Origin of the sequence: Brachybacterium tyrofermentans (assembly GCF_014897585.1) — a bacterium.
GTDB lineage: Bacteria > Actinomycetota > Actinomycetes > Actinomycetales > Dermabacteraceae > Brachybacterium > Brachybacterium tyrofermentans.
Genome location: NZ_JABUXW010000006.1, coordinates 124,096 through 141,602 on the forward strand (window position 1 = coordinate 124,096; position 17,507 = coordinate 141,602).

Here is a 17,507-nt window from a genome sequence, read left to right on the forward strand (position 1 = left end):
GGATACAGACCCGGACGAGGTATCGGATCAGGCCTCCGAGACAGTAGGAGAATGCACATGGCACGTCTGGTGGGAGTAGACCTTCCGCGCGAAAAGCGCCTCGAAGTCGCCCTGACGTACATCTTCGGCATGGGACGCACCCGCGCCCTCGAGACGCTGGCAGCGACCGGCGTCTCCGGCGACAAGCGCGTGCGCGAGCTGACGGACGACGAGCTCGTCCAGCTCCGCGACCACATCGAGGAGAACTACCGGATCGAGGGTGATCTGCGTCGTGAGGTCGCCGCTGACATCCGTCGCAAGGTCGAGATCGGCAGCTACCAGGGACTGCGTCACCGCCGCGGCCTGCCGGTCCACGGACAGCGCACGAAGACCAACGCGCGTACCCGTAAGGGCCCCAAGCGCACCGTCGCCGGCAAGAAGAAGACTCGCTGACCCACGGCATCTGCCGTCGGACCGCGGGCCCTTCGCAGGCCGCAGTCACTTCGCGCCGTTGAGGGATCCGGCGCACCCGATACCCACCAGAGGAGTTCCGCCGTATGGCAACCAAGACCCGTCAGGCCGCTGCGCGCAAGCCGCGCCGCAAGGACAAGAAGAACATCGTCAACGGTCAGGCTCATATCAAGAGCACGTTCAACAACACGATCGTGTCCATCACGGACCCGACCGGCGCCGTCATCTCCTGGGCTTCGGCCGGGCAGGTCGGCTTCAAGGGCTCGCGCAAGTCGACCCCGTACGCCGCGCAGATGGCCGCTGAGTCGGCCGCGCGTCAGGCGCAGGAGCACGGCATGAAGAAGGTCGACGTCTTCGTGAAGGGCCCGGGCTCCGGCCGCGAGACCGCGATCCGCTCGCTGACCGCGACCGGCCTCGAGGTCGGCTCGATCCAGGACGTCACCCCGCAGCCGCACAACGGCACCCGCCCGGCCAAGCGCCGCCGCGTCTGATCGTCGTCGGCCGTCACGGGATCCCGGATCCCGTTCCTGACGGCCGACCCAGGTGCCGGGCCGGCTCAGGCCGTGCCCGGCGCCCCTGGACATCACCCATCCTCTAGGCCCACCGCCCCCTTCTGAGCGTCATATGGCGGACGCTCGCTGAAAGGATCCACAGTGCTCATTGCACAGCGCCCCACGCTGACCGAAGAGGTCGTGTCGGACAACCGCTCACGGTTCGTCATCGAGCCGCTCGAGCCGGGCTTCGGCTACACCCTCGGCAACTCCCTGCGTCGCACCCTGCTGTCCTCGATCCCCGGCGCAGCGGTCACCTCGATCCGCATCGACGGCGTGCTGCACGAGTTCAGCACCGTCCCCGGCGTCAAGGAGGACATCACCGAGGTCATCCTCAACATCAAGAACCTCGTCGTCTCCTCGGAGAACGACGAGCCCGTCGTGATGTACCTGCGTCGTGAGGAAGCCGGTCGCGTGACCGCCGCCGACATCACCCCGCCGGCCGGCGTCGAGATCCACAACCCCGACCTCCACATCGCGACCCTGAACGAGAAGGGCCGTCTGGAGATCGAGCTGATCGTCGAGCGCGGTCGCGGCTACGTCTCGGCCTCGCAGAACAAGGGCGTCGACGGAGAGATCGGTCGCGTCCCGATCGACTCGATCTACTCGCCGGTCCTCAAGGTGACCTACAAGGTCGAGGCGACCCGTGTCGAGCAGCGCACCGACTTCGACAAGCTCATCGTCGACGTCGAGGCCAAGCCGGCCATCAGCCCCCGCGACGCCATGGCATCGGCCGGCAAGACCCTGGTCGAGCTGTTCGGTCTGGCTCACGAGCTGAACCAGGAGGCGGAGGGCATCGAGATCGGCCCGTCGCCGACCGACCAGGCTCTCGCCGCCGATCTGGCGCTGCCGATCAACGATCTCAACCTCACGGTGCGGTCGTACAACTGCCTCATGCGCGAGGGTGTGCACACCGTCGGTGAGCTGACCGCCCGTTCCGAGGCCGATCTGCTCGACATCCGCAACTTCGGGCAGAAGTCCATCGACGAGGTCAAGGCGAAGCTCGCCGATCTCGGACTGTCGCTGAAGGATTCCCCGGCCGGGTTCGACCCGTCCGCCCTGGAGTCCTACTCCGACGACTTCGGCGACCAGTACTGACCTTTATCTTTAACTAGGAGAACGACCATGCCTACCCCCACCAAGGGTGCGCGCCTCGGCGGATCCCCCGCGCACGAGCGGATGATCCTCGCCGGCCTCGCCACCGAGCTGTTCCGCCACAAGGCGATCACCACGACGGAGACCAAGGCCAAGCGCCTTCGCCCGTACGCCGAGCGCCTCGTCACCTTCGCGAAGAAGGGCGACCTCTCGTCGCGTCGTCGCGTCATGCGCGTCGTCCGCGACCGCGGTGTCGTCTACTCGCTGTTCGAGGAGATCGCCCCGACCTTCTCGGAGCGTCCCGGCGGCTACACCCGCATCACCAAGGTGGCTCCCCGCAAGGGCGACAACGCCCCCATGGCAGTCATCGAGCTCGTCCAGGAGGAGTACTCCGCGAAGCAGTCCGTGGTGAAGGAGGCCGAGGGCGCCGCCAAGGGTGCCTCCACCTCTGACGCCGCAGCGGAGACCGCGACCGAGGAGAGCACCGCTCCCTTCGGCGAGGACTCCTACAAGGGCGACACCCCGCCCGAGGGCTTCGACATCAAGGGCAACGAGGACTCGATGAAGTTCCACACCCCCGAGTCGCCCTGGTACGACCGCACGGTCGCCGAGGTCTGGTTCCGCACCGCCGAGGCCGCCGAGACCGCCGGCTTCGTCAACGCGAAGCCTGCTGCCGACGAGGCCGACGAGGCCTGATCGACGCACCGCTCGCGGGCCGGGACAGCACACCACGCTGCCGCGCCTGACCCGCAGCACGAGCACCACGCCGAAGGCGGGCTGCCGGGAGAGATCCCGGCGGCCCGCCTTCGGCGTTCTGCTCGGTGAGGCATTCCGAGGTCACGCAGGGACCGCACGCAGGGACCGTGTCCTGACCGTGACGTGACGGCCCGAACGTCGCCTGATCGTGACCGAGCCTCGACCGGGCCGGGGCGCGAGAGCGTTACGGTGTCCACGGAGCCCGCTGGGGGACGGCCGGGGCGATGAGGCCCCGTCGTGTGCAGTGCGTGTCTCGGCATGCACTGGTTCTTCCGGCTTGGACTCGTCATGCGCCCTCGGAGAACCGGAGCAGTCCATGTCCACTCACCATCTCGACCCCACGCCCGATGCTGCTGTCTGGCCGACTACCGCGGAGGAGCCATCCTCGGAGGAGCGGACACCGCGTCATGGCCCCTCTCGGCGGGCCGTGCTCGTGGCCTCCGCGGCAGCGGCCGTCGTCCCCGCCACCGGGACCGTGCTGGTCGCGGCACCCGCTCTCGCCGATCCGTCGGTCGCCGGCGGAGAGACCCGCATCGTCGATGTCCCGCTCGCGGACGTCGCGCTGATCGACGTCGAGGGCGGCGTCGCGCGGGACCTCGCCGAGCAGCCGGCGACCATGATCGGGGTGACCTGGCCCGCGGACGCCGACGTCCCGGAGGTCCTGGTACAGGGGCTGGACCTCGAGGGCGAGTGGTCCGGATGGATCCCGCTCGAGGCCGCGGAGGACACGGAGACGGGGGAGGGTGCTCCGGGGACCGAGGTCGGCTGGATCGGGGCGGTGTCGGCGCTGCGGATCCGCGCCGAGGTCGACGGCGGGGACGTCACGGAGGCCCTGGTGGCGCACGTGGTCACCACCTCCGAGGCCCCGGGCGATCAGGAGTCGACCCTGCTCTCGGGCCCGGATGCGACGGTCTCCCAGAGCTCGCAGCTGCGCACGATGTCCGCGACGGCGACGTCGGCGAAGAACCCCGCCACCCCGACGCTCGGATCCGGCGCACCCAGGTTCGTGTCCCGCGCGACGTGGGGCTCGAATGAGTCTTCGGTGCGTGGCACGAGCAGCACGGATCGTCTCAAGGCTGTGGTCATCCACCACACGGCGGGCACCAACAACTATTCCAAGAGCCAGTCCGCCCAGATCATCCGGGGGATCCAGTCCTATCACGTGGGCACTCTGGGCTGGGCGGACATCGGCTACAACATGCTGGTGGACAAGTACGGCCAGATCTTCGAGGGCCGAGGTGGCGGCCTGCACCGGAACATCGTCGGCGCGCACGCCTATGGGTTCAACACCGGCAGCTTCGGCATCTCGGTGCTCGGTGACTACTCCTCGACCACGCTGGCCTCTGCCGGGCGCCGAGCGATCGCCCAGGTGGCCGGCTGGAAGCTGCTGAGCACCTTCCAGTCCTCGGTCACGGCGAAGGTCTCCTGGACCCCCGGTACCGGCACCCGGTTCCCTCCGGGGGAGAAGGTCTCGCTGCCGAGGATCATGGGGCACCGCGACGTGAATTACACCGAGTGCCCCGGGTTGAACCTGTATCGGCAGTTCGGCGCGGTCCGCAGCGAGGCGCAGAGCTACGCGGACTCCGGCTGGACCAAGCACCTGGCGGCCTTCGAGAAGGCGGGCGGCTCCGCGGTTCTCGGCACCGTCGTCAAGAGCGCCCACAGCACGGGCAAGTACAACGCGACCGTGCTGACCAAGGGCCTCGTGATCAACGAGAGCGGCATCTCCACGGCGTACTACTGCCCGACGGCTACTCATTGGCAGGCCTCCTGGGGCCGGCCCAGCGGGCGACCCTATGAGGACGGTGAACGGGTCGTGCAGGCGTTCTCGTTCGGGATGTCGGCGGTGAACGGTCGCTACAACCGCTTCTCGGCCACCAAGTTCGGCGACGTCGCTCCGGGCCGCGACTTCTACTTCGACATCAACGACCTCGTGGACCTGGGGGTGGTGCATGGTTACGGGGGCACGATGTATCACCCCGATGAGCTGACCCGGCGCGATCACATGGTGGTCTTCATCTACCGGGCGATGGGGTCCCCCTCCTTCACGCCGCCGAAGTCATCGCCGTTCTCGGACGTCTCTTCGCAGGACACCTTCTACAAGGAGGTGTGCTGGGCGGCGGCGGAGAAGATCTCCGTCGGCTACACGGACGGGACCTTCCGGCCGGCGGACACGATCCGCCGGGACGCCGTCGCCTCGCTCCTGTACTACGCAGCAGGATCGCCGCCGGCATCCCCGAAGGACGCCGCCCAGTTCTCGGACGTCTCACCGACCAGCGGCTACGCCACGGCGATCGGCTGGCTCGCCAAGACCGGCATCTCCCGCGGCTACAGCAACGGCACCTTCCGGCCCCGGAACCGGGTGCCGCGGGACGAGATGGCGGCGTTCCTCTGGCGCTGGACGCGGGAGGTCTGACGGCGTGCACCCCGCAGGAGTTCGCGGACTCCTCCGGGGTGCTGACCTGCTGTGCTGTGCTGTGCTGTGCTGTGCTGTGCTGTGCTGTGCTGTGCTGGGTCCCGGTCCCGGTCCCGGCCCCGTGCCCGGTCGGGGACGCGGGATGCGGCACCCGGGATTCGAGATGTGGGTTGTGGATGGTCGGTCGTCAGCCGTTCTGCGAAGCGTCGGCTGCGGGTTCCACTCCGTCGGCCCAGGCGTACGACGTCTGCGTGCCCGGCCGCGTGACCGAGTCCGAGGCATAGGCGCTGCCGGCCCGGATCGCGTCCAGCACGTCGCCCGAACGCACCCAGGTGGTGCTGAAGCAGCCGATGAAGGCGTCGCCCGCCCCGGTCGTGTCGATCGCCTGGACGGCCGGGGCCTCGACGATCTCCTGGCCGTCGGCATGGGCCCACAGGGCGCCGCGGGACCCGAGGGTGACGATGACGTTGCTGATCCCCGCGGTCAGCAGCACCTCGGTCGCCTTCGTGATGTCCTCGAGGCTCGAGACGGGCATGCCGGTGAGCAGCTCGAGCTCGGTCTCGTTGGGGACCAGGAAGTCCACTCCGGTGATCCGGGCCAGATCGAGCTCTGGGGAGGCCGGGGCCGGGTTCAGCAGCACCGGGATTCCCAGCTCCTCGCCGAGATCGATCGCGGCGTACACCGTCTCCAACGGGATCTCCAGCTGCAGCACGATGAGTCCGCAGCGGGCGATGTCCTCCCGAGCGGCCTCGACGTCCTGCGGGGTCAGGAGCGCATTGGCGCCCTTGACGATGATGATCGAGTTGTGGGAGTCGGGGTCCACGAAGATCGGGGCGACGCCGGAGGTGGCCTCGGTGCGCAGCACATGATCCGTGCGGATGCCGTTGCGTTCGAAGTTCGCCAGCGTGGTGTCGGCGAAGACGTCGTCGCCCACGCGGGAGACCATCACGACCTCGGAGCCCAGACGCGCGGCGGCGACGGCCTGGTTGGCTCCCTTGCCGCCGCAGCCCATGCGGAACTCCGGCGCCTCCACGGTCTCCCCTTCGGCGGGCATGCGGTGGATGTAGGAGATCAGGTCGACCATGTTGGACCCGATGACGGCGATCGGCATATCAGTGGCTCTCTTTCTCGGCGGCGGCCACCAGCCCGGTGGTCACCGAAAATCGTGTGCTCCGGCCTGCGGGCAGCTGTACCAGTGTGCCCGCCCGCTCCGCGGCCAGGAACCCCTCAGGTCTGCTGGTCGCGGGCAGGGCGAAGGCGGCGACCTGCTGGTCCGGGTTCGAGAGGATCCAGCGGGTGGCCGTGGGGAACTGCGAGCTGTCGAACTCCGTGACGAACTCGAACTCGTCGCTGTTGGCCAGCGAGAAGCGCAGCGGGCCGCCCTGGGCCGGGAGATCGTCGGCGAAGTAGACGATCTCGGGGTCGAACTGCTCCGCGCCCACCAGGCTGTCCGGATCGATCGCGCCGCTGCGGATCCGCTGCGTGATCTGCTCCCACGCGGGAGTCGGGGCGACATGCGCCGGGATGCTCTCGCGCAGGTGGAAGGTGCCCTCCGGCAGCGTCTGCGTCATCCGTGCTCCCTCGAGGAAGCGGTAGTTCAGGTGGCAGATGTACTGCAGCGGCATCGTCGCGTAGGCGGAGAGGTTGGTGACCTCCAGGTCGATGTCCAGCAGGGCGGACCCTGCGCGCAGGGTGACCGACGGGATGGCACGGTAGTGGTGGCCGAAGCCCATGACGTACTCGTGCACGGAGCGGATCGTCACGGAGTCCTCGGCGAGGACCAGCTCGGCGCTGTCCATCTCCGCGCAGGAGAACTCACCGTGCAGCGGGTGATCGTCCTCGGGGGAGGGGCAGCCGGCGGCCAGCAGCCCGGAGTGGAAGGCGAAGCACCCGTAGGTCTCCGCGATCCGCTCCACCTTCCGCGGCTCCTCGAACATGCTCGTCATCCGCAGGGACTGCCCGTCGAACTCGGCATCCCAGACGATCTGCCCCAGGAAGGGCAGCACCTCCACGCGGCCGCGGGAGTTGCGGATGCTCAGCGATTCCACACCGGTGCGGCACCGACGGGCCGAGACGGTCCACTCCGGGCTCTGGCACACCACGCGCGGAGTCTCACCGAACAGCTCCCGGGGGAGGTCCAGGGTGAAGGCCATCTCAGCGCACCTCGGTCCGGGCATCGCCAGCAGTGTCGGCCGTGGCGTCGGCCCGGGCAGCAGTGCGCTGCGCGAGGCTGCGACGGCGCAGGGCGACGAAGAACAGCAGCACCGCACCGAAGCAGAAGAAGTTCACGAGGAAGCTGAGCCGCATCGAGCCCAGCGAGTCGGAGAGCAGGCCCTGCACGGCGGGGATGAACGCGCCGCCGATGATCGACATGACGATGATCGCGCCGCCGGTCTCGGTGAACCGCTTGTCCTCGATGACGTCGAGGTTGCGGGCGAAGATCGTGGCCCAGCAGGGTCCGAGCAGTGCGGAGGCGACGATCGCCGCATACACCGAGGTGAAGTTCGGGACCGCGACGATGTACACGATCGTGAGCATGCCCAGCGCCGCGTAGCCGATGAGCACGAGGTCCTCGTCGATCTTCGTCATGAGGAAGTTCGCGATGAACTTGCCGGCGAAGAAGGCGATGAAGCCGGCGATCAGGTACGAGGCGGCGGAGCGCTCGTTGATCGAGGGGTCCAGGTCCATGGCCAGGCGGATGGTGAAGGACCACAGGGCGGTCTGCATCCCGACGTACAGGAACTGGGTGAGGATCCCCGCGCAGAAGATCCGGTTCTTCAGGAGGTGGGCGAGGGTCTCGCCGAGCGGGGCCTTGGCCTCGGAGGCGTCCTCGCGCAGGGGCTTCGAATGCGGGTACTGGGTGATCGCGATGAGCACCACGAGCACCAGCAGCAGCACCAGGATCACCTTGTACGGATCCAGGGTGCGCCCCAGGGCCTCGGAGGTGATCGCGGCCCGCTCCGCCTCGGTCGCGGCGTTCGCGATCTGGGCGTGCAGGGCGTCGCCGTCCGTGAAGACGAGGTACTTGCCGAGCACGGCGCCGCCGAGGAAGCCGACGGCGGTGAAGGTCTGCGAGATGTTCAGGCGCAGGGTGGCCTTCTTGCGCTCGCCGATCATCGAGGAGTACGTGTTCGCGGAGGTCTCCAGGAAGGACAGGCCGATCGCGATCGAGAACAGCGATCCGAGGAACACCGCGTAGGTGGCGACCTGCGAGGCGGGGAAGAACAGCACGCAGCCCAGCACGTAGACGCTCAGCCCGATGAGCAGACCGGTCTTGTAGCTCGTGCGACGGATGACCCGGCTGGCCGGGATCGCGATCAGGAAGTAGCCGCCGTAGAAAGCGGACTGCACGAAGGCGGAGGCGAAGTCCGAGAGCTCGAAGACGGCCTTGAACTGGGTGATGAGGATGTCGTTCATGCTGGCGGCCATGCCCCACATGGGGAAGCAGATCGACAGCAGGATGAACTGGAACCTCGGAGTGCGGTCGAGGTAGCCGTCGCGCAGCTGGCGGGAACGGTCCTTGATCAGGCCCCAGGAGGTGTTCGGGAGGCCGACCTCCCCCTCGGTCGTGGCGGTGGTGGCAGCGCTGGTGCCGGCGTCGTCGCGCATCGAGTTCATGGCGGTCACCGTCCCAGCAGGGCGGAGCCGGCGGAGGCCCCGATGCGGGTGGCCCCGGCGCCGACCATCGCGTGGAGGGTCTCGGCATCGCGGATGCCGCCGGAGGCCTTCACCCCGAGGCGATCGCCGACGGCGGCGCGCATGAGGGCGACCGCCTCGACGCTCGCGCCCCCGGAGGCGAAGCCGGTGGAGGTCTTCACGAAGTCGGCCCCTGCCTGCTCGGAGGCCTCGCAGGCGGCGGTGATCTGGGCGTCGCTCAGCAGCGCGGTCTCGAGGATGACCTTGACCAGGGCGTCGCCGCTGGCCTCGACCACGGCGGCGATGTCCTCGCGCACACGCTCCCAGTCGCCGTCCTCGACGGCGCCGAGGGAGATCACCATGTCGATCTCGGCGGCCCCGTCCGCCACGGCGGCGGCGGTCTCGGCGGCCTTCACGGAGGGCAGATGCGCCCCGGAGGGGAACCCGACCACGGTGCACACGAGGGTCGCGTGGCCCTCGAGCTCACGGGCGGCCTGCGCCACGCGGGTGGGGCTGACGCACACGGTGAGGAAGCCGTTCTCGGCGGCCTCGTGGCACAGTGTGCTGACCTGCTGCGCCGTCGCGTCGGGGGCGAGCAGCGTGTGATCGATCAACGATGCGGTATCCATTCCAACTCCTTTGTTCGGATACCCCTAGTGAAGGTCCCGGTGCGGAGCGGCTGCAACGTCAAGATGGCACGTATGTGCCAATGTCGATGGTGGGCAGGGGCTGGCAGGGCCGGGCTCAGAGGGTCTCGGCGAGGGCCGTCGCCGTCGCGAGGTCCGTCACCAGGTGGTTCGCATACCGGTTCTCCAGAGCCGCCCGGATCAGCGGCAGCATCTCGAGGCCGCTGGTGACGAGGACCGTGCGTCGCAGACGCCGCAGCTCGGAGAGGGTGGGTCCGAGCGTGCGCTGGCTCAGCGACGGGGCGACGATCCGCCCCTCGGCATCGATGTATCGCCCGCAGATCTGCCCCACGGCGTGGTCCTCGATGTGCCGACGGTCCTCCGCGGAGAGCAGCGGCGACCGGTGCAGCGCCGTCGCGGCGGGAGTCTCCGCGCCGAACACGACCGCGGCGCACTCCGCGCGCAGCGCGAGCACCTGGCGTGAGGCCGGATCGTTCTCGGCGTCGAGCCGTGCGGCGACGCTGTCGTGCAAGATCGGGAACGGATAGGGATGGACCGGGACTGCGGAACGAGCGGTGAAGGCCGCCAGGGCCGCATCCACCTCGACTCCGGGATCGGTGCCGTTGAGCTGCACCAGGGCACGAGGTCTCAGGCGCTGGCGGCCCATCGCCTCGGTGACGGCATGGATCGCATCCGACCACCAGAAGCCCAGCACGTCCTCGCCCGTGGAGAGATGGGCACCGAGCATCTCGGCGGCGCCGGAGCCGAGCGCATACCGGTTGTCCATCGGGCCGCGGCCCGCGGGGACCACCAGGCGCAGCTCCGCGAGGCGGAAGTGCTCCTGCAGCTCGGAGAGCAACGCGGCGTCGGACTCCCGGGGATCGGCGACGTGCGTGCGCACGAAGCCGCGCTCGCGCGCGGTGGCGACGAGCTTGGAGACCGTCGGCCGGGAGACGTGGAGGGTCTGGGCGATCTCCTGCTGGGAGAGGCCGCCGGCATGGTAGAGCTTGGCGGCGTCCAGGGACAGGCGATCACGCGGGGTCAGCCCGTAGCGGTCTCGCGCCATCGTCGGATCCTTCCCTCGGGAGCCGGGAGCCGGGAGCCGGGAGCCGGGAGCCGGGAGCCGGGAGCCGGGCAGCGCGGGACCGGTCCGTCGTGGACCTGGCCCGCGCAGGCTCCGGCTCAGCCGAAGTAGCGGGGCAGGGTGCCCTCGCGCAGGGTGCGCAGCTCGGAGACCGCGAAGGCACCGACGCCCTGGATGTCCAGGGTGTCCGCACCGCTGGTGCCGATCACCAGGTGCGGCACACCGTGCTCGGTGCACAGGGCCTCCAGGCGCTCGGCCTGCTCGGTCGGGACGGCGACGAGCGCTCGGGCCTGGGACTCCGAGAACAGGGCGGAGGCGAGGTCCACGCCGTCGCGCTCGAGCAGCGCGTCGAGGTCGATCTGCGCGCCGGTGCCGAAGCGGGTGGTCGACTCGACGAGCGCCTGGGCGAGGCCGCCCTCGGACAGGTCGTGCGAGGCGGCGGCGACGCCCTCCTGGGCGGCGGCGATGAGCACGCGGGCGAGCGAGCGCTCGGCCTCGAGGTCGACCTGCGGGGGCAGACCGCCGAGGTGACGGTGGATCACGTCGGCCCAGGCGGAGCCCGAGAGCTCCTCGCGGGTGGTGCCCAGCAGGACCACCGAGAGGCCCGCGCCCTGCCAGCCCGAGGGGACGCGGCAGGCGACGTCGTCGAACACGCCCAGCACGCCGACCACGGGGGTGGGGTGGATCGCCGAGTCGATGTTCCCGGGCTCGCCGGTGGAGTTGTACAGGGAGACGTTCCCACCCGTGACGGGCACCCCGAGGGTCTCGCAGGCCTCGGCGAGGCCGCCGATCGCCTCGACGAGCTGCCACATCGGGCCCGGGTCCTCCGGGGAGCCGAAGTTCAGGCAGTCGGAGATCGCCAGCGGCACGGCGCCGGAGGTGGCCACGTTGCGGTAGGCCTCGGCCAGCGCGAGCTGGGCGCCGGTGCGGGGATCGAGCTTGGTGTACCGGCCGTTGGCATCCGTGGCGAGGGCGACCCCGCGGCCGGTCTCCTCATCCACCCGCAGCACGCCGGCGTCGTCGGGCATCGAGAGCGCGGTGTTCCCGCCGACGTACCGGTCGAACTGGTCGGTGATCCACCCCGTGGAGGCCAGGTTCGGGGAGGCGATGAGCTCGCGCAGGGTGCGGGCGAGCTCCTCGGCGCCCTCGGGGCGGGGGAGCGCCTCGGCGCGGTCGGCCTGCAGGGCGTCCTGCCAGTCCGGCCGGGCGTAGGGGCGGTCGTAGACCGGGCCGTCGATCGCGACGGTCGAGGGGTCGACGTCGACGATGCGGTGCCCGTCGTGGTCGATGGTGAGGCGACCGTCCCCGGTGACCTCGCCGATCACGGAGGCCTCGACGTCCCACTTGTCCACGATCGCCTCGAACTCGGCCAGCTTCTCGGGGCTGACCACGGCCATCATGCGCTCCTGCGACTCGCTCATGAGGATCTCGCCGGCGTTCAGGGTGGGGTCGCGCAGCAGCACGTTCTCGAGGTGGATGTGCATCCCGGAGCTGCCGTTGGCGGCCAGCTCGCTGGTGGCGCAGGAGATCCCGGCGGCGCCGAGGTCCTGGATGCCCTCGACGGTGTGCGCCGCGTACAGCTCGAGGCAGCACTCGATGAGGACCTTCTCCATGAAGGGGTCGCCCACCTGGACGCTGGGGCGCTTGACGGGACCGCCCTCGTCGAAGGTCTCCGAGGCGAGGATCGAGGCGCCGCCGATCCCGTCGCCACCGGTGCGCGCCCCGAACAGGATCACCTTGTTCCCGGCGCCGGTGGCGGAGGCGAGGTGGATGTCCTCGTGGCGCAGCACGCCGATGGCGAGCGCGTTGACCAGGGGATTGGTCTGGTAGGCGGCGTCGAAGACGGTCTCACCGCCGATATTGGGAAGGCCGAGGGAGTTGCCGTAGCCGCCCACGCCGGAGACCACGCCGTGGACCACGCGGGCGGTGTCGGGGTGGTCGATCGCGCCGAAGCGCAGCTGATCCATGACGGCGACGGGGCGGGCGCCCATGGCGATGATGTCGCGCACGATGCCGCCCACGCCGGTCGCGGCGCCCTGATAGGGCTCCACGTAGGAGGGGTGGTTGTGGGACTCGACCTTGAAGGTCACGGCCCAGCCGTCGCCGATGTCGACGACGCCGGCGTTCTCGCCCATGCCCACCAGGAGCTTCTCGCGCATCTTCTCCGTGGTGTGCTTGCCGAAGGTGCTCAGGTGCTTCTTGGAGGACTTGTAGGAGCAGTGCTCCGACCACATCACCGAGTACATGGCCAGCTCGGCGTTGGTGGGGCGGCGGCCCAGGATCTCGCGGATGCTCGCGTACTCGTCGTCCTTGAGGCCGAGCTCGGCGAACGGCTGGGCCTGGTCGGGCGTGCTGGCGGCATGCTCGACGGTGTCGACGTCGCCGGGCCGGCTGTCCGGGGTGGCGGTCGCAGGGTGGAGGGCGTCAGCGGTCATCGCGGGATCGGGTCCGTTCATCACGAGGGCACAGGAGCACCGGCGGTTGCCGGCGCCGGAGAGCGGGCGAGCCGCCTCGGCCTGCCCAGTCTACGATCGCCGGGCTCCTGCAGGCGGACGCGCCCACCGTGAGGACGACGACGGGCACCCCGTGCTCGCCGTGGCGAGCGCAGGGTGCCCGGGTCGGAACGGGCGGACCGTCCCGCTCAGCGCTTCTGTGCGCGACGCGCCTTCTTCTCGCGATCCCGCAGGACCTTCTCGCTGACGGGTGCCTCCGAGCTCGCTCGCTGCGCCCGGAAGTAGGCGGCGGCCTCGTCCTGCCGCTCCCTCTCCCCGCCCAGGGCGATCGGAGCGCGCACATGGCCGGGACGGATGTCGAACGCCGCCACGAGGTCCAGCACATGGGGGCGCAGGCGCCACAGCAGGCGTCGCACGTCCGACCCGATCTGACGCCCGCGCTGGGCGGAGATCATGCCGCCCAGCAGGAACCACGCCAGATCGTCCTGGATGACCGTGAGCCCGAACAGATCGCGGAGCTCGGTCAGCACCGTGCGTGAGCCCTCGTCCTCGAGCTTCTCGATCGCGGTCGTGAAGGCGCGCCATCGGACCAGGTCCGCATGGGCGCGGGCCGCCTCCAGCATCTCGACCTGATGCTTGTTGACCTCCGCGGCGGCGTCCGCCGGACTCATCTTCGCGGCGGATCGCAGCGAGAGTGCGACCTCCTCGACCTTCACCCGAGCACGGGCCGTGAGCATTTCCTCCTGGAACTCGCTCTGGCGCATCGAGTCGAAGGCCCGACGGGAGTTGCCCCGGTCGCTGAGATCCTGTGCGAGCCGTGCCCACGGGGTGTGGCGCTTGGCGAGCACCTCGGCTCGCTGGGCGATGAAGCGACCGATGCCGGCGCGGTCCACGCTCTTGAGCTCGGAGGTGTAGTCGCTCAGCAGGCGCTTGGCGACCAGCTGCATCAGCACGGTGTTGTCGCCCTCGAAGGTGGCGTACACGTCGAGGTCCTGGTGGAGGCCGACGAGCTGGTTCTCGGCGATGAATCCTGCGCCTCCACAGGCCTCGCGGCATTCCTGGATGGTGTCCAGGGCGAGCCGGGTCGAGGTGGGCTTGAGCGCGGCGGCGAGGGTCTCCAGATCCTCACGGGCCTCGGGATCGTCCTCACGGCCCGAGAACACATCGTCGAAGGCCTGCAGCAGCTGCTCATGGGCGAAGGTGCCGGCGTAGGTGGCGGCGAGCTTGGGCAGCAGGCGGTGCAGATGCGCCTGGTAGTCCATCAGCACCGTCTCCCGCGTGGGATCGGCCGCCGTGAACTGCCGGCGCTGCGTCGCATAGGTGATCGCGATGTGCAGGGCGAGCTGGCTGGCCCGGTTCGCGGAGCCGTCCAGGGAGACGCGGCCCTGCACGAGAGTGCCGAGCATCGTGAAGAACCGGCGGCCGGGGGACTCGATCGGTGAGGTGTAGGTGCCGTCGGCGGCGACATCGCCATAGCGGTTCAGCAGGTTGGTGCGGGGCACGCGGACCTGATCGAAGGCGAGGCGACCGTTGTCGATGCCGTTCAGCCCGCCCTTGGGGCCGTCGTCCTTGCTGCGCACACCCGGCAGCAGCTCGCCCTCGGCGTCGCGCACGGGCACATAGAAGCAGTGCACGCCGTGGTCCACGCCCTCGGTGATGAGCCGGGCGAAGACCGTCGCGGCTTTGGCGTGGAGGGCGGCGTTGCCGAGGAACTCCTTCCAGGCGGCGGGGAACGGGGTGTTCAGCACCCACTCCTCGGTGGCGGTGTCGTAGGTCGCCGTCGTGGCGAGCGCCTGGACGTCGGAGCCGTGGCCGATCTCGGTCATGGCGAAGGCACCGGGGGTGGCCAGGCTCATCGCATCGGGCACCCAGGCCTTCTGCTGCTCCTCGCTGCCGAGCTGCACGATCGCCGAGGTGAACAGGCCCCACTGCACGCCCGCCTTGATCTGCAGCGAGGGATCGGCGACGACGAGCTCCTCGAAGCTGGCGACATTGCCGCCGTTGTCGTTGGGGCCGCCGAGGTGCTCGGGCATCATCAGCCACGAGACGTTCTCCTCGGCGAGGATCCCCATCTGCGCGTAGGTGAGCTCGCGGTGCTCGGCGACGGTGACGTCGAGCGGACGGTGCAGCTCGGGGCGGGCGGCACGCACCCGGGCCGTGCGGCGGGCGTCGGCCCACTTGCCCATCAGAGCCTCGGAGACGGCCGGGACGTCGAGCCGGTCTGCTCCGCTCGGCGGGACGGGGATCGGGCCGGTCGGTGTCGGGCTCGACGTCGCCGGGGCGGCGTCCTCGGAAGCGGTACCCGAAAGATCGGTGAGTCGGTCGGCGTTGACAGTCATGCGTGCATTCCCTTCATGAGCCAGGTGACGAGGTGGATGACGAGCTGGTCGGAGGTGAGCGGGGGGTGGTCGGGGTCGGGGCGCGACTCGATCTCGCTCATCCAGGTGTCCACAGCGCCCTCGACGAAGCCGACGGCACCGTGCGCCCAGATCTGGGGGGCGGGGACGGTGCTCGGGAGGAAGGTGGCGACCAGGCGGGAGACGGAGTGCAGGAAGTGGTTCAGCCCGTCGCTGGGACGGGTGACGAAGCGGTAGACGCCGGGGGAGCGCTGCGCGGTCTCGACGTAGGCGCGGATCATGGCGTGGATGCGCTCATCGGCATCCGGCTCGCGGCCCACACGGGATTCGAGCTCCCGCATCTCGTCCAGGAGCTTGGCGTGCATGGACGTCAGGATGCTGCGCCCGAGCGCCCTCTGGAGCGAGGCCTTGTCCTCGAAGTACCGGTAGACGATGGATTTCGAGGTCCCCGAGGCCGCGGCGATGTCCTCCATCGTCACGTCGGGGCCGTTGTCATGGATGAGGTGCCGGGCGATGTCCAGCAGCTCGGCCCGCCTCTCCTCCCGGTGGCGGGCCCAGCGGGCCGATCGGCCGTCCACGGGGGCTTGCGTCGTCGCGTTCACAGAACCTAGGGTATCAAGTACCGCCGGTTCTATGTAAAGTCCCGGTTCTCGGTACAGTCGTCGCCGACGACGATCTTCCGCTCGTCGGCCATCGGCCGTCGATGTCTGGTCGACCTGACCACCGTACGCAGTGACCACGAAGAGGTGCACCCAGTGACTGACTTCCCGCGCGACGCCCTGATCCTCGGCGGCAACCGCATCCCGTTCGCCCGCTCCGGCGGTCCCTACGCAGGGATCTCCAACCAGGACCTGCTGACGGCCGCACTGGACGGACTGGTCGCCCGCTTCAGCCTGCAGGGCGAGAAGCTCGGGGAGATCGCCGGCGGCGCCGTCCTCAAGCTCGCCGGCGACCTGAACCTCACGCGCGAGAGCGCACTGGGGACCCCCCTGGACCCGCGCACGCCCGCCCTGGACATGTCCCGGGCCTGCGCCACGAGCCTGGAGACCATGGTCCACCTGTCCAATCGGATCCAGCTCGGCCAGATCGACTCCGGCATCGCCTGCGGCGTGGACTCCGCCTCGGACTCCCCGATCGAGGTCACCCCGCGGCTGCGTCGGATCCTGCACCGGGCCTTCGCGGCCAAGACCGCGATGCAGCGGGTGAAGGCGCTCAGTGCGATCCGTCCCGCAGATCTCACCCCGGTCCCGCCCCGCAACGGCGAACCGCGCACGGGCCTGTCGATGGGTGAGCACCAGGCGCTCACCGGGGCCCAGTGGGGCATCACCCGCGAGGCCCAGGACGAGCTGGCGCTGGCCTCGCACCAGAACCTCGCGGCCGCCTACGACGCGGGCTTCTTCGATGACCTGGTCACCGGCTACCGGGGTCTCGCTCGGGACCAGAACCTGCGTGCGGACTCCACCCTCGAGAAGCTCGGCTCGCTCAAGCCCGTGTTCGGCGTGAAGTCGCCGCAGGTCAGCGAGCCCACGATGACCGCCGGCAACTCCACCCCGCTCAGCGACGGTGCCTCCGCGGTGCTGATGGGCAGCCAGGAGTGGGCCGACGAGCACGGTCTGACGCCGCTGGCCCGGGTGGTCGATGCCCGCAGCGCCGCCGTCGACTTCGCGCACGGCGCGGAGGGGCTCCTCATGGCGCCGGCCTACGCCGTGCCCGAGATGCTGGATGACAACGGCCTGACCCTGCAGGACCTCGACCTCTACGAGATCCACGAGGCGTTCGCCTCCACCGTGCTGTCGACCCTCGCCGCCTGGGAGTCCGAGGAGTTCTGCCGGGAGAAGCTGGGCCGGGGCGGCCCGCTGGGTGCGATCGACCGCAGCAAGCTCAACGTCACCGGCTCCTCCCTCGCGGCGGGGCACCCCTTCGCCGCGACCGGCGGGCGCCTGGTCGCGACCCTCTCCAAGCTGCTGCACCAGCGGGCGGTCGAGACCGGCCGCGTCCAGCGCGGCCTGATCTCGGTGTGCGCCGCGGCCGGCCAGGGCGCCGTCGTGCTGCTCGAGTCGGTCACCGACTGACACGCCCGGCA

The 17,507-nt window shown here is 69.8% G+C and carries 14 protein-coding genes; 6 read left to right on the plus strand and 8 right to left on the minus strand.

All coding sequences use genetic code 11. The annotated features are described in order from the left end of the window. The first annotated feature begins 57 nt into the window (after positions 1-57). The 5 genes from rpsM to INT49_RS06055 all read left to right on the plus strand — a co-directional run bounded on the left by rpsM (position 58) and on the right by INT49_RS06055 (position 5,268). On the plus strand, positions 58-432 hold the full coding sequence (rpsM, locus tag INT49_RS06035) for a 30S ribosomal protein S13 (protein WP_193116808.1): 375 nt from the start codon (positions 58-60) through the stop codon (positions 430-432). A gap of 104 nt (positions 433-536) precedes the next feature. Continuing rightward, the gene (rpsK, locus tag INT49_RS06040) at positions 537-941 is read left to right on the plus strand and encodes a 30S ribosomal protein S11 (RefSeq protein ID WP_193116809.1); all 405 of its coding nucleotides are present in this window, start codon (positions 537-539) and stop codon (positions 939-941) included. A 162-nt stretch (positions 942-1,103) separates the two neighbouring features. Further along, the gene (locus INT49_RS06045; RefSeq protein WP_193116810.1) at positions 1,104-2,099 is read left to right on the plus strand and encodes a DNA-directed RNA polymerase subunit alpha; all 996 of its coding nucleotides are present in this window, start codon (positions 1,104-1,106) and stop codon (positions 2,097-2,099) included. Positions 2,100-2,126: 27 nt separating this feature from the next. Next, the gene (gene rplQ / locus INT49_RS06050; RefSeq protein WP_193116811.1) at positions 2,127-2,792 is read left to right on the plus strand and encodes a 50S ribosomal protein L17, sunset domain variant; all 666 of its coding nucleotides are present in this window, start codon (positions 2,127-2,129) and stop codon (positions 2,790-2,792) included. A 376-nt stretch (positions 2,793-3,168) separates the two neighbouring features. Continuing rightward, positions 3,169-5,268, plus strand: coding sequence for an S-layer homology domain-containing protein (locus INT49_RS06055; protein WP_193116812.1), 2,100 nt, complete (start codon positions 3,169-3,171; stop codon positions 5,266-5,268). Positions 5,269-5,455: 187 nt separating this feature from the next. Here the strand turns inward: INT49_RS06055 and rbsK are convergent, their stop codons facing one another. The 8 genes from rbsK to INT49_RS06095 form a co-directional block, all read right to left on the minus strand. Beyond that, positions 5,456-6,379, minus strand: a complete 924-nt coding sequence (gene rbsK, locus INT49_RS06060; protein ID WP_193116813.1) for a ribokinase — start codon at positions 6,377-6,379, stop codon at positions 5,456-5,458. Position 6,380: 1 nt separating this feature from the next. Continuing rightward, positions 6,381-7,421 (minus strand): aldose epimerase family protein, encoded by a 1,041-nt coding sequence (locus INT49_RS06065; RefSeq protein WP_193116814.1) that lies wholly within the window; start codon positions 7,419-7,421, stop codon positions 6,381-6,383. Between the two features lies 1 nt (position 7,422). Then, positions 7,423-8,886 (minus strand): L-fucose:H+ symporter permease, encoded by a 1,464-nt coding sequence (gene fucP, locus INT49_RS06070; protein WP_319021529.1) that lies wholly within the window; start codon positions 8,884-8,886, stop codon positions 7,423-7,425. A 5-nt stretch (positions 8,887-8,891) separates the two neighbouring features. Then, positions 8,892-9,533, minus strand: coding sequence for a deoxyribose-phosphate aldolase (gene deoC, locus INT49_RS06075; protein ID WP_193116815.1), 642 nt, complete (start codon positions 9,531-9,533; stop codon positions 8,892-8,894). Positions 9,534-9,648: 115 nt separating this feature from the next. Beyond that, positions 9,649-10,596 (minus strand): sugar-binding transcriptional regulator, encoded by a 948-nt coding sequence (locus INT49_RS06080; RefSeq protein ID WP_193116816.1) that lies wholly within the window; start codon positions 10,594-10,596, stop codon positions 9,649-9,651. A 116-nt stretch (positions 10,597-10,712) separates the two neighbouring features. After that, the gene (gene purL, locus INT49_RS06085) at positions 10,713-13,049 is read right to left on the minus strand and encodes a phosphoribosylformylglycinamidine synthase subunit PurL (RefSeq protein WP_193116817.1); all 2,337 of its coding nucleotides are present in this window, start codon (positions 13,047-13,049) and stop codon (positions 10,713-10,715) included. Positions 13,050-13,255: 206 nt separating this feature from the next. Further along, positions 13,256-15,406 carry an acyl-CoA dehydrogenase family protein gene (locus tag INT49_RS06090; protein ID WP_193116818.1) on the minus strand — a complete coding sequence of 717 codons (2,151 nt, stop codon included), beginning with the start codon at positions 15,404-15,406 and terminating at the stop codon, positions 13,256-13,258. Then, positions 15,403-16,026 carry a TetR/AcrR family transcriptional regulator gene (locus INT49_RS06095; RefSeq protein ID WP_193116819.1) on the minus strand — a complete coding sequence of 208 codons (624 nt, stop codon included), beginning with the start codon at positions 16,024-16,026 and terminating at the stop codon, positions 15,403-15,405. The genes INT49_RS06090 and INT49_RS06095 overlap by 4 nt, the downstream gene beginning before the upstream one ends. A 153-nt stretch (positions 16,027-16,179) precedes the next feature. Here INT49_RS06095 and INT49_RS06100 point away from each other — a divergent pair, with 153 nt between their 5' ends. Further along, positions 16,180-17,496, plus strand: a complete 1,317-nt coding sequence (locus INT49_RS06100; protein WP_193116820.1) for an acetyl-CoA C-acetyltransferase — start codon at positions 16,180-16,182, stop codon at positions 17,494-17,496. The last annotated feature ends 11 nt before the right edge of the window (positions 17,497-17,507 follow it).

Bases quoted from the DNA above. Each gene is read 5' to 3' on its own strand.
- rpsK (WP_193116809.1), top strand. From the start codon at position 537: ATGGCAACCAAGACCCGTCAGGCCGCTGCGCGCAAGCCGCGCCGCAAG.
- INT49_RS06065 (WP_193116814.1), bottom strand. From the start codon at position 7,421: ATGGCCTTCACCCTGGACCTCCCCCGGGAGCTGTTCGGTGAGACTCCG.
- rplQ (WP_193116811.1), top strand. From the start codon at position 2,127: ATGCCTACCCCCACCAAGGGTGCGCGCCTCGGCGGATCCCCCGCGCAC.
- INT49_RS06080 (WP_193116816.1), bottom strand. From the start codon at position 10,596: ATGGCGCGAGACCGCTACGGGCTGACCCCGCGTGATCGCCTGTCCCTG.
- rpsM (WP_193116808.1), top strand. From the start codon at position 58: ATGGCACGTCTGGTGGGAGTAGACCTTCCGCGCGAAAAGCGCCTCGAA.
- INT49_RS06090 (WP_193116818.1), bottom strand. From the start codon at position 15,406: ATGACTGTCAACGCCGACCGACTCACCGATCTTTCGGGTACCGCTTCC.
- rbsK (WP_193116813.1), bottom strand. From the start codon at position 6,379: ATGCCGATCGCCGTCATCGGGTCCAACATGGTCGACCTGATCTCCTAC.
- deoC (WP_193116815.1), bottom strand. From the start codon at position 9,533: ATGGATACCGCATCGTTGATCGATCACACGCTGCTCGCCCCCGACGCG.
- INT49_RS06055 (WP_193116812.1), top strand. From the start codon at position 3,169: ATGTCCACTCACCATCTCGACCCCACGCCCGATGCTGCTGTCTGGCCG.
- fucP (WP_319021529.1), bottom strand. From the start codon at position 8,886: ATGAACTCGATGCGCGACGACGCCGGCACCAGCGCTGCCACCACCGCC.
- purL (WP_193116817.1), bottom strand. From the start codon at position 13,049: ATGACCGCTGACGCCCTCCACCCTGCGACCGCCACCCCGGACAGCCGG.